11 protein-coding genes are annotated in these 12,075 nt (G+C 67.3%); 10 read left to right on the top strand and 1 reads right to left on the bottom strand.

The genetic code is table 11. The features are described from left to right. Positions 1–227: 227 nt before the first annotated feature. Positions 228–1,529 carry a DUF3422 family protein gene (locus ACE3N6_RS13165; protein WP_374246232.1) on the top strand — a complete coding sequence of 434 codons (1,302 nt, stop codon included), beginning with the start codon at positions 228–230 and terminating at the stop codon, positions 1,527–1,529. A gap of 82 nt (positions 1,530–1,611) precedes the next feature. Beyond that, positions 1,612–2,544 (top strand): phosphoribosylaminoimidazolesuccinocarboxamide synthase, encoded by a 933-nt coding sequence (locus tag ACE3N6_RS13160; RefSeq protein ID WP_284189233.1) that lies wholly within the window; start codon positions 1,612–1,614, stop codon positions 2,542–2,544. Positions 2,545–2,620: 76 nt separating this feature from the next. Here the strand turns inward: ACE3N6_RS13160 and ACE3N6_RS13155 are convergent, their stop codons facing one another. After that, positions 2,621–3,487 (bottom strand): HDOD domain-containing protein, encoded by an 867-nt coding sequence (locus tag ACE3N6_RS13155; RefSeq protein WP_374246231.1) that lies wholly within the window; start codon positions 3,485–3,487, stop codon positions 2,621–2,623. Between the two features lie 128 nt (positions 3,488–3,615). Between ACE3N6_RS13155 and ACE3N6_RS13150 the strand changes: the two genes are divergently transcribed. From ACE3N6_RS13150 to ACE3N6_RS13115, 8 genes are all read left to right on the top strand, one after another. Then, a complete protein-coding gene (locus ACE3N6_RS13150) occupies positions 3,616–5,685 on the top strand; it encodes a M3 family metallopeptidase (RefSeq protein ID WP_374246230.1) in 2,070 nt (689 codons plus the stop codon). After that, positions 5,682–6,152 carry a DUF4124 domain-containing protein gene (locus tag ACE3N6_RS13145; protein ID WP_374246229.1) on the top strand — a complete coding sequence of 157 codons (471 nt, stop codon included), beginning with the start codon at positions 5,682–5,684 and terminating at the stop codon, positions 6,150–6,152. Before ACE3N6_RS13150 ends, ACE3N6_RS13145 begins: the two co-directional genes overlap by 4 nt. 206 nt (positions 6,153–6,358) lie before the next feature. After that, a complete protein-coding gene (locus ACE3N6_RS13140) occupies positions 6,359–8,425 on the top strand; it encodes a hypothetical protein (protein WP_374246228.1) in 2,067 nt (688 codons plus the stop codon). A 74-nt stretch (positions 8,426–8,499) separates the two neighbouring features. Continuing rightward, the gene (locus tag ACE3N6_RS13135) at positions 8,500–9,651 is read left to right on the top strand and encodes a DUF5723 family protein (RefSeq protein WP_374246227.1); all 1,152 of its coding nucleotides are present in this window, start codon (positions 8,500–8,502) and stop codon (positions 9,649–9,651) included. A gap of 417 nt (positions 9,652–10,068) precedes the next feature. Then, complete coding sequence (locus ACE3N6_RS13130) at positions 10,069–10,209, top strand: DUF6516 family protein (protein ID WP_374246226.1); 141 nt, start codon at positions 10,069–10,071, stop codon at positions 10,207–10,209. Between the two features lie 2 nt (positions 10,210–10,211). Beyond that, entirely contained in the window at positions 10,212–10,550 is a 339-nt protein-coding gene (locus ACE3N6_RS13125) for a hypothetical protein (protein WP_374246225.1), read from the top strand. A gap of 374 nt (positions 10,551–10,924) precedes the next feature. After that, positions 10,925–11,257 carry a type II toxin-antitoxin system PemK/MazF family toxin gene (locus ACE3N6_RS13120; protein ID WP_374246224.1) on the top strand — a complete coding sequence of 111 codons (333 nt, stop codon included), beginning with the start codon at positions 10,925–10,927 and terminating at the stop codon, positions 11,255–11,257. Between the two features lie 203 nt (positions 11,258–11,460). After that, entirely contained in the window at positions 11,461–12,021 is a 561-nt protein-coding gene (locus tag ACE3N6_RS13115) for a recombinase family protein (RefSeq protein WP_374246223.1), read from the top strand. Positions 12,022–12,075 lie beyond the last annotated feature (54 nt).

Raw genomic sequence — 12,075 nt, 5'->3', positions numbered from 1 at the left:
GAACTCCGCAGCCGCGTGCGCCAGCTTGGCATCGGCTTCGCGGTCGTCGCCGCCGGCCGCGTCGGCGCGCTTGGGCTGATCCTCATCCGCTGATTTTGTTGCACCGCAACAACGCCCCGTGACACCCGCCACGGGCTGGGGTTTCCCCGACCTTGCCAGCCCGTCTGCCGTAGCGGCAAGATGGCTTCCCGATCACGCCGGGCGGCCCGTGCCGTTCCCCTGACACCATGACCCTGCCCGACTACTTCGCCGAGCACGACCTGCGCCAGGCCCTCAACGACGAGTTCCACGCCCGGCCGCCGGTGCCGCTGGAGAGCCCCACCCTCATCAGCTACCTCGCCATGCACCACGACGGCGAGCCGGCCGGCGCGGCGCTGCACCACCTGATCGAGTTGGGCGCCCGCCTCGGCCAGCCCATCGACACCGACGGCAGCCACCGCCTGATCGACTTCGGCAGCTTCCAGCTCAAGTGGGAACTCCACAACGAGTTCTCCAGCTACACCTTCTTCCGCCCGGTGGCCCGGGGCGAAGGGCTGGACGGCAGCACCTCGGCCCTCGCCGTGGTGCCCCAGGACTGGCTGCGCCGGATGCCCGGCAAGCTCATCGTCGCCACCCACGTCGAGCTGCGCTCCGCCGCCGAAGTGACGCCCGAGAGCGTGATGGCCAAGCTGTCGCCCACCGGCACCCAGATGGTCGGCGCCAAGGTGGCCGACGGCGCCGCCTGGGTATTCACCGATTTCCTGTTCGAAGACGGCTTCTCGCGCTTCCTGGTGATCGACGTCGCCCTCACCCGCCGCCAGTCGGGCCGCACCGTGCAGCGCCTGGTCGAGATCGAGACCTACCGCCTGATGGCCTTGCTGGCCTTCCCGGTGGCCAAGGAAGTCGGCCGCACCGTGGGCGCCGCCGAGCAGCGCCTGGCCGACCTGATGGACCGCACCGGCAGCGCCCGCACGCCCGAAGACGAGCGCAGCGTACTCGCCGACCTCACCACCATGGCCGCCGAGGTCGAGCACTCGGTGGCCCGCACCACCTTCCGCTTCGGCGCCGCCCGGGCCTACCACAGCCTCGTGATGCAGCGCATCGCCGAACTGCGCGAGCAGCGCATCTCCGGCCTGCCCACCTTCCACGAATTCATGGAACGCCGCCTGCTGCCGGCCATGAACACCTGCGCCACCATGGCCCGCCGGCAGGAAGACCTCTCCAGCCGCGTGGCACGCAACAGCCAGCTCCTGCGCACCCGGGTCGAGGTCGAACTCGAACGCCAGAACCAGGAACTCCTGGCCCAGATGAACCGCCGCGCCAAGCTCCAGCTGCACCTGCAGGAAACCGTCGAGGGCCTGTCGGTGGTGGCCATCACCTACTACGCCTCGCAGCTCGTGCAATACCTCGCCAAGGGCGTCAAGCACCAGATCGAACCGCTCACCCCCGAAGGCCTCACCGCCGCAGCGATCCCGGTCATCGCGCTGATCGTCGCCCTCGGCACCCGGCGCATGCGCAAGCACCTGGCCGACGCCGAAGCCGGGCACTGAGCCCCGCCGGGGCGAGCCCGCCCGTCTCGTCACACCCTCCCCTCGCCGCTATAATCTCGTTTTGTCCAACGGACTTTCGACCGTGACCACTCCGCTCTTCGAATCCTCCATCCGCAGCCTGGCCCTCCTGGGCCGCGGCAAGGTGCGCGACATCTACGCCGTCGACGCCGACAAGCTGCTCATCGTCACCTCCGACCGCCTGTCGGCCTTCGACGTGATCCTGCCGGATCCGATTCCGCAGAAGGGCCAAGTGCTCACCGCCATGGCCGGCTTCTGGTTTGCCCGCCTCGGCCACATCGTCCCCAACCAGCTCACCGGCATCGACCCCGAAACCGTGGTCGCCGCCGACGAGCGCGAGCAGGTCCGCGGCCGCGCGCTGGTGGTCAAGCGCCTCACCCCGCTGCCCATCGAGGCAGTGGTGCGCGGCTACGTCATCGGCTCCGGCTGGAAGGACTACCAGGACACCGGCGCCATCTGCGGCATCCAGCTTCCCGCCGGCCTGCAGCAGGCCCAGAAGCTCCCCGCCCCGATCTTCACCCCCGCCAGCAAGGCCGACGTGGGCGACCACGACGAGAACATCAGCTTCGAACAGGCCCAGGCCCGCACCGACGCCCTCCTCGCCGACGCCCTCAAGGGCACCGGCAAGACCGGCGCCCAGCTCGTCGCCGAAGCCCGCGACGCCGCCATCGCCCTGTACACCCAGGCCGCCGACTACGCCGCCACCCGCGGCATCATCATCGCCGACACCAAGTTCGAGTTCGGCATCGACGCCGCCGGCACCCTGCACCTCATCGACGAAGCCCTGACGCCGGACTCCTCCCGCTTCTGGCCCGCCGACAGCTACGCCGTGGGGATCAGCCCCCCGAGCTACGACAAGCAGTACGTGCGCGACTACCTCGAGACCCTCGACTGGGGCAAGGTCGCCCCCGGCCCCAAGCTGCCCGCCGAAGTCATCGAGCGCACCGCCGCCAAGTACGTGGAAGCCTACGAAAAGCTCACCGGCCAGACCCTCTGAGCGGCCCGCTCTTCCGGCGCACCAAAGCAACAACCCGCCATCCGGCGGGTTGTTGCGTTTACCGTCCGGGCCTCGCTCAGGCCACGGTGAACAGATCGATCAGCGCCTGCCGCTCCTCCACCGACTCGGCCAGCACCTCCGCCAGCCGGGTCTCGTCCAGCCCCAGGGTGGCCGCCCTGGCCAGCCCATGACGCAGCTCATCAAGCTCCGGCGAGAACGGGTTGGGCGTCTCCACGATCAGGTTGGCCACGAAGATCAGATCCGGAATGCAGTCGGGCGGCCACACGCCGCCGTACATCTCGGGGTCGTCCACCGCATCCACCAGCTCCTGGGGCATGTTCATCGCCGCCAGCACCGCCCGCCCGATCGGCGCATGCCACACCCGCACCAGATCCGACAGCGGGCTGTCGTCGGTCAGCATCTCCGGGTATTCCCACACCCGGGACAGCAGGAAGAACTGGCCGATGTCGTGCACCATGCCGGCAAAGAAGGCCGCATCCCGATCGAGCTTGGTGCACTTGCGGGCCAGCACCGAAGCCGTCGCCGCCACATCCACGCAGTGGGCCCACAGCTTGCGGATCATCGGCTGGTAAGGCCCCAGCACATCCCGGTGAATCAGCTGCTCGGCCGCCACCGCCATCGCCAGCGCCCGCAGCTTGCCGAAGCCGATACGCACCAGCGCCTTCGGCACGTCGCTCACCAGCCGCCCGCCCGGGTTGTACCAGGCCGAATTGGCCAGCGCCACCGTCCGCGCCGCCAGCAGCGGCTCGGCCGACACCATCGACGACATGCGCCCCAGATCCATGTCCGGGTCGTCGAGCGCCTCCAGCACCCGCATCGTCACCTCCATCGACGTCGGAAAGCGCAGCTCACCCTCCTCGAGTTCCTGGGAAATCGTGTGCAGGAAGGCCTGCTCCGAGAGATTCAACGCCTTGTCAGTCACACCGTCCCCCTTTCAAACCGATTCATACGAACCCATATCCTTTGCTCAAGCCTATCCGCGGCATAGGCGACACCCCGCCCGGAATTCGGCACAATAAAACCATCCAATCGAACACCTCTCCGACACCCATGACCACAACCCCAGCCACCTCGCCCCTTCTCGAACTTTCCGGCCTGCCACGCTTCGACGCCATCGAACCGGCCCACGTCGAGCCCGCCGTACGCAGCCTGCTGGACGCCCTCGGCGCCACCGTCGCGCGCCTGCAGGACGACCCCCCGCCGCCCACGTGGGACAACTTCGTCGAGCCCATCGAAAACGACAGCGAGCGCCTGGGCCGCGCCTGGGGCATCGCCGTTCACATGCACAGCGTGATGGACACCCCCGAATGGCGCGAGGCCTACAACCTCATGCTGCCGGAGGTCACCCGTTTTTACGCCGAATTGGGGCAAAACCTTAAGCTTTTCGAAAAATATAAAGCGATCCGGAATAGCCCGGCCTTCGCCAGCCTGTCGCCGGCCCGCCAGCGCATCGTCGACAACGAGCTGCGCGGCTTCCGCCTCTCCGGCGCCGAACTGCCCGACGACCGGAAGCCCCGCTTCCAGGCCATTCAGGAAGAACTCGCCGGCCTGGGCGCCAAGTTCTCCGAGAACCTGCTCGACGCCACCAACGCCTACAGCCACATCGTCACCGATGAAGCCGCGCTGGCCGGGTTGCCCGCCGACGTCGTCGCCGCCGCCCGCGAAGCCGCCGACAAGGCTGGCACGCCCGGCTGGAAGTTCGGCCTCAAGATGCCGTCCTACCTCCCGGTGATGCAATACGCCGACAGCCGCGCGCTGCGCGAGACGCTGTACCGCGCCTACGCCACCCGCGCCGCCGAGATCGACAACGGCTACAGCAAGCCCGAATGGGACAACGGCCCGCTCATCAAGCAGATCCTCGCCCTGCGCGCCGAAGAGGCACGGATGCTGGGCTACCGCCACTTCGCCGACGTCTCGCTGGTGCCCAAGATGGCCGAATCCACCGAGCAGGTGCTGGGCTTCCTGCGCGAACTCGCGGTCAAGGCCAAGCCCTTCGCCGAAGCCGATCTGGCCGAACTCAAGGCCTTCGCGCGGGACGAGCTGGGCCTCGACCCGCTGGCGCCCTGGGACGCCGCCTACGCCTCCGAGAAGCTGCGGGTCGCCCGCTACGCCTTCTCCGAGCAGGAGGTGAAGGAATACCTGCCCGAACCCAAGGTGCTCGACGGCCTGTTCAAGGTGGTCGAACGCCTCTACCAGGTGCGCATCAAGCCCGACACCGGCCCCGTGTGGCACCCGGACGTGCGCTTCTTCCGCATCGAGCGCGACGGCCAGCTCATCGGCCAGTTCTACCTCGACCTCTACGCCCGCGACACCAAGAAGGGCGGCGCCTGGATGGATTCGGCGATCACCCGCCGCCGCCTCGCCCACGGCATCGAGACGCCGGTGGCCTATCTCGTGTGCAACTTCCCCGGCCCGGTGGGTGGCAAGCCCGCCACCTTCAGTCACGACGACGCGATCACCCTGTTCCACGAAGCCGGCCACGGCCTGCACCACCTGCTCACCCGGGTGGACGACCTCGCCGTCTCCGGCATCCACGGCGTCGAATGGGACGCCGTCGAGCTGCCCAGCCAGTTCATGGAAAACTTCTGCTGGGAATGGGACGTGGTGCGCGAGATGACCGCCCACGCCGACACCGGCGAACCCCTTCCGAAAACCCTGTTCGACAAGATGCTCGCCGCCAAGAACTTCCAGAGCGGCATGCAGACCGTGCGCCAGCTCGAGTTCTCCCTCTTCGACCTGCTCCTGCACATGGATTTCGACCCGTCCCGCCAGCACGTGATGGACCTGCTCGCCGAAGTGCGCAAGGAAGTCGCCGTGCTCGTGCCGCCCGAATGGCACCGCTTCCCCAACAGCTTCAGCCACATCTTCGCCGGCGGCTACGCGGCGGGCTACTACAGCTACAAGTGGGCCGAAGTGCTCTCCGCCGACGCCTTCGCCGCCTTCGAGGAAAGCGGTCGCCCCAAGGGCAGCGTGCTCGACGCCGAGACCGGCGCGCGCTTCTGGAACGAGATCCTGGCCGTCGGGGGCAGCCGGCCCGCCCTCGACTCCTTCAAGGCCTTCCGCGGCCGCGAACCGCAGGTGGACGCCCTCCTGCGCCACAGCGGCATGGTGCCCGCATGAACACCCGCCCCCTGCTCGCCCTGATGCTCCTCGCCGCGGCGCTGCCGGTCGCCGCCCAATCCGCCTACCGCTGGGTGGACAAGGACGGCCGCGTGCAATACAGCGACCAGCCGCCCCCGCAGGAAATCAAGCAGTTCGAGGAACGCAAGATCCAGCCCAACAAGGGTAACGCCCAGCTGCCCTTTGCCACCCGCAAGGCGGCCGAAACCTTCCCGGTCACCCTCTACACCGGCCGCGAATGCGGCAAGCCCTGCGACGACGGCCGCGCCCTGCTCACCCAGCGCGGCGTGCCCTTCTCCGAAACCCGCCTCGAAAGCGCCGAAGACCTCGCCGCCTTCAAGGCCCGTTTCCGCAAGGACGCCTTCGTGCCGACCCTCTCGGTCGGCCGCGAAACCGAAATGGGCTTCGCCGGCCCCGCCTGGAACAGCCTCCTCGACAACGCCGGCTACCCCACCGGCAAACGCTGACCCCCACCTCCCGCCTCGCCCGCCCTGCCGCCCACCACGGCAGGACGGGCGCGCTCGGCCATCGCCCGCCCACCTCCCTCGCGAAGACCTGACGACACCAGCCCGAAAAAACATGCTGTTCATATCAACAGCAAATGAAATATGTGCTAGCCTTGCAAAAAGACTACCCGCTATCAATACGCAGCACATCGTCACAGGAAAATCGCATGAATCCCAGGCTCTCCCCCCTCGCCCTCGCCCTCACTGGCGCCCTCACCCTCTCCGCCTGCGGTGGCGGCGGCGGAGGCAGTAGCAGCTCCTCGGGCAGCACCCCCGCCGCGGTCGACGTCACCGTCACCCCCGCCCTCGGCCAGTTCTCCTCCGGCTGCTCGGTCGAACTGCGCAAGGCCACCGGCGAACTCCTCGGCAGCGCCAACGTCGGCCTCAACGGCCGGGCCATCGTTCCGGTCAGCGGCTACACCGGCGCCGTGATCGCCGCCGTCAAGGGCTCGACCACATGCACCTATTTCGACGAGGCCAGCGGCACCGACAAGCCCTTCGACGCCAGCCGCCAGCTCAGCGCGGTAGTCGATAGCCTGCGCCAGGAATTCGGCATCAACATCCTCACCGACCTCGCGGCCACCCGCGTGCTCGACACGTCCCGCAACGCCCTCGCCAGCACTGCCACCACCGACACCATCAAGCAGGAAAACGCCGCCGTCCAGGTGATGTTCCAGGTCGGCGACATGTTCACCCCGCCCACCCTGCTCAACCGCACCAGCGGCAAGGTCGTCGACAACACCGAGGCCGGCCGCCTCGCCATCCGCCTCGCTGCGCTGGCCGAAGTCGCCACCGAGCTGTCGCTGGGTGTCTCCAGCCTCGCCACCCACCTCGCCGACGACCTGAAGGACGGCCAGCTCGACAGCCTCGACACCACCCGCCTGCAAACCGGCCTCAGCGCCGCCATCGGCAAATACGCCAGCGACTCGGCCAAGGCAAGCCTCGACGACGCCGCCGCCAACACCCACCTCACCGCCAACGCCGCCAGCGCCCTCGAACAGGCCCGCGCCGTCCTCGCCGCGGGCACCTCGCTCCAGCAGGCCAAGCAGATCTTCGCCGACCTGCGCAGCAGCATCCTGTCCATCTCCAACAACGCCGGCACGGGCTCCCTCGACCAGCAGAATGCGCTGCTCCAAAGCGATTTCCAGCATGGCGTGGATGCCGTTCAGGTCATTGACCAGCTCGCGCTGATGGCCTGGGCTTCCGCCGCATTGACCGACCCCGATGGCGCGGCGGTCAGCAGCGGCGACAGCATCTGCATGGTCCCGCATCCAGTCACCGCCAACCACATCGAGTGCGCCTTGATCGCAGGCCGCACCAAACGCGAATATCACGCCACCGTCCGCCCGGCCACCAACGGCGTCACCTGGGAGATCACCCACGTCCGAAACCTCGAAACCGGCACCAGCACTGCGCTCACCGGCCTCACCGGCACCCTCACCCGCGACACCGCCGGCCGCTATGCCGCCTCCGGCAACTTCTACCCGATGACCGGCGACAGCACCCGCACCGCGGTCAACTTCAGCTTCACCTACGACGGCTCCCGGGACGCCGCCCAGGTCTGGGCGGGCAGCGGCAGCGTCGACGCCCTCAAGGCCGACAACAGCAGCGCCCTCAAGATCATCGTCAGCGATGCCAGCGGCGACCAGGGCGTCAAATCCACCCACCTCGTGGCCAGCCTGATCGGCCCCCACCATCGCTTCGACGGCAGCCTGGACATCGGCACCCCCACCACCGCCCTCGACGGCGCCACCGTCGAACCGAAGAACGGCCGCCTCGTCGGCACCTTCACCGACATCTCCAACCCCGCCGCCCCCTTCAAGTTCCTCGAAGGCACCATCAACTACAGCCAGGATCTGAGCGCCTTCGACCCGCGGCTCGCTCCCAGCAGCAACAACTACATCCGCCAAGCCCTCGGCTTCACCGGCACCGCCTACAAGTCGGCGGGCGTCGCAGGCATCGGCCTGACCCTCTCCGCCACCAACGCCGACGGGCTCGCCGCGCAGCGGGGTGAGTTCAGCTTCACCGGGCTGAACGGCCTCACCCTCACCGGCAAAGCCACCCAGAGCAACGCCGGCTGGGTCTGGGAAATCAAGAACAGCAACGGCATCACCGTCAGCTACTCGTCGGCCACCCGCTCCGGCACCGTCAAGAACGCCGACGGCACCACGCTGGGCACGGTCAGCACCCAACGCGTCAGCTTCATCGACGGCACCTACGAGTCGCTGATCTGAGGCCCGCCCCCAAACCGCCACACCGAGCGGGCGCCATGCGCCCGCTTTTCGTTTCACCCCGATCCGCCCGCCCCATGCGCAACCTGCTCATCTTCGGCATCGCCAGCCTGCCCGCGCTGGCCTTCGCCGACGCCGCCGACCTGATGTCCATCGCCAACCCGGCCGTCCTCGACGCCCGCGCCACGCTCCGTGCCACCGCCAGCGGCTTTGCCGCCGACGACTTCGTGCCCGCTCACCGCATCGCCGACACCTGGCGCAACGCGCCCACGCCCCGCCCCGGCCGCAACCTCGCCGTCGGCTTCGGCCGCGCCGAAATCGGCCAGTCCTATGGCGGCTGGACCTTCGGCACCTTCAAGCGGGTGGATGCGCTGGGCGAGGGCAGCCGCGACACCGTGCGCATCTACGCCGCCTTCAACGACCCGGACAGCCTCCTCGCCCAGAACGGCCACTACAACCTCGACTACCGCTTCAAGGGCTATTCGGCCGACGGCCTGCGCTTTGCGTGGGCCGGCGCCATGAGCGAGCGCCTCACCGTCGGCGCCGCGGTCAATCTGCTCAAGGCCGGCACCTTGCGGGTCGAGAAGATCAGCGGCACCGCCGTCAGCGGCGGCGGCGTGGCCACCGTCAATGGCTGCCGCGAGCTGCTCTACACCGGCCTCGACTACACCTCGCCCGACCGGGCCAACCTCAACGACTTCGCCCCACCAACCCGCGAGCAGACCGACAACGGCTGGGGCCAGGCGCTCGACCTCGGCCTCCAGTGGCGCCCCCGCGACGACCTGCGGGTCAGCGCCGCGCTGACCGACCTGTTCGGCCAGCTGCGCTGGAACGACGTGCCCCAGCTCACCCAGGACTTCAACAACGCCAGCTGGCCGCTGCAGTTCAACAGCCCCGCCGCCGTCGCCAAGATCACCGGCACCAACCGCTACCGGGACTACACCCTGCAGCTCAAGCCCAAGGCCGCCGCCGCCGTCGAATGGAGCCAGCCGAGCTGGAGCGTCGGCGCCGGCCTCGCCGCCACCCGCGGCCTGATCCTCCCCGAAGCCAACGCTAGCTGGGGCCGCATGGGCGGGCCGCTGCTGCGCGTCTCCTACGAGCCCCGCTTCAAGAGCGCCGGCGCCGCCGTGCATTACGGGCCGTTCTACGCCGGCCTGCGCACCGACCGCAGCAACCTCAACGACGCCCGCGCAGTCGGCGCCACCGCCGGCCTCGCGATCCGTTTTTAGTTCCACCGCCCGGCCAACGCCGGGCCGCGCCAGGCAGTGACCCCGCAGGGGGTATGAGGGAAATTTTCGGGAGCGGCACAGGCGCCACATGCCGGATTGTTGGCACATTCGCCAACATGAAAGCCGAGCTGATAACCCGCTTCCGTGACATCGCCGAGGATGGAACCGGGCTTGAGATGGTCGTGTGGCGGGTGCCCGATCCGGTGCCGCCGTCCGAACACCGCTTCAAGTACCGGCTCGTCTATGTGGTGGCAGGCCCAGGGCTCCCGCAGCTACCCATTATGGATTCACGTCTTTGCTACATCATCAGTTGCACACCTCGAAGAAACAAAGGGATGCGAAGTCGTGAAGGCTGCGAAACGGTTGGAAATCAATTCAATATGAGTAGCTGCGGCAGCTCTGGTGGCAGGCCGGCGTGTGGTCGGCTTCGACAACGAACGCGGCAAGGGCGATCACAAGCACGTCGGCGACGAAGAGCGGCCCTATGCCTTTGCCGGCGTTGATAGGCTGATCGATGACTTCATTCAGGAGGTGGAGCGATGGAAAAGCGAACACTAACCGTGACGATTAACCCCGACTGGCGGGCAGCCCTGCGCGCCGCCGCGGGTGCCGCCTTCGCGGCCGATGCCTACCAGGGCGAAACCCTCAACTTTGAAAGCCCCGCCGCCTTCTTTGCCCGCCTGACCGAAAACCGATGGGCCATGCTCTACGCCTTGCAGGGGGCCGGCGAGGTGGCGGTAAGGGAGCTTGCCCGCCGGCTTGAACGCGACGTGAAGCGCGTCCATGAAGATGCGGGGGTGCTGGTGGAACTTGGCCTGATCGAACGCACCGACCGGGGCGGGCTGGTGTGCCCCTTCGACGACATTCATGTGGACATGCACCTAAGCCGGGCCGCTTGACGGCGGGCATTCATGAAGGTGGCGCGATGGAAGCACGCCCCTTGACCGTGACCGCCTGCCCCGAATGGCGGCCCGCCTTGTTGCAGTCCGCACAAAGGCATAACATAGTTATAACCATTAATGGAGGCAGCCATGAGAACGACTGTACGCAAGGTAGGGAACTCACGGGGGGTCTTGATCCCCGCTGCGCTCCTGGCTGAATGCCAGATTCAGGATGCGGTTGAGCTGACGGTAGAGGCGGGGCGGCTGGTGATTGCGCCCGTGCGCGCTACGCGTGCCGGCTGGGCCGCGGCTGCTGCGGAGATCGCAGCCCGAGGAGAGGACGAAGAGGTTTGGCCCGTGGCCTTCCCCGAGGAAGACGGCGGAGAGTGGGAATGGTAAAGCCGGCTCCCCAGCGGGGAGACGTATGGCTTGTTTCGCTCGATCCAACCCTTGGCGCCGAGATCAAGAAAACGCGCCCGTGCTTGGTGGTGTCTCCACCCGAAATTCACGACGCTTTGCGCACAGCGCTTGTTGCACCGCTTACCAGCAAGGGCTTTCCGGCGCCGTTCCGAATCCCCGTGGTGTTTGGTTGCACGTCTGGGCTCGTGCTGCTGGATCGGATTCGGACTGTGGACAAGTTGCGACTGGTGAAGCGCCTTGGCCCGGTACAGGACGGCGAGCTACAGCAGGTACTTGAAGTGCTTCAGGAGTTGTTTGCCCCCTGAGACCCTTCCGCACGATCACCGACGCCGGGCACGCCCCGGCGTTGTGCTTTCTGGCCCGGTGTGAACATTTCGGATGGCTCAAAAGGCAAACCTTTTGCGCCACCCCAAGAGGGGCGCTTCCTCTATAGCTCAAAACTGTTGTTTCTACTTTTGAGCTAGGTCAACATCTGACCCATAGATTTTGAGCCAGAAGGAGGCCTGCCATGTCCGCAATCGTCGCCTACGTCCGCGTATCTACTGACGACCAAACCTGTGAGAACCAGCGCCGCACCATCTCGACCCGCCACACCGTGGGAAAGTGGTTCTCCGATGACGGCGTGTCGGGTGCGGTCGCTGCCACCCAGCGCCCGGCCATGTCCGCCCTGCTCGCTTACGTGCGAGAAGGTGACGTGGTTATCGTCGCAGCAATCGACCGTCTGGGCCGCAACACCATTGACGTGCTCTCAACGGTGGAAGCCCTGAAGGCGAAGGGCGTCTCGGTCGTCTCGATGCGGGAAGGCTTCGACCTGGCGACCCCGGCCGGCAAGCTCATGCTCACGATGCTGGCCGCAGTGGCGGAACTGGAACGGGAAAACCTCAAGGCCCGCCAGCTCGCGGGGCTTGAGCGAGCAAGGGCCGAAGGCAAGAGCCTTGGGCGAACCAAGGCCATTGATGATGCCGCCGTGGTCGCATGGCGTGCGGAGCACTCTGCCAGCATCAAGGCGACTGCGGATCACTTCGGAATTTCGGCCGCAAGCGTGAAACGGGCTTGCAGCAAGGGCTAAATGCAAAGCACGAACACGGTCAGGCGTGTGGCTGGCACAATCGCTGAAACCCCT

Origin of the sequence: Zoogloea sp., assembly GCF_041904905.1 — a bacterium.
In the GTDB taxonomy this organism is placed as follows: Bacteria; Pseudomonadota; Gammaproteobacteria; order Burkholderiales; family Rhodocyclaceae; genus Zoogloea.
This window is presented reverse-complemented; position numbering and strand designations above follow the sequence as displayed.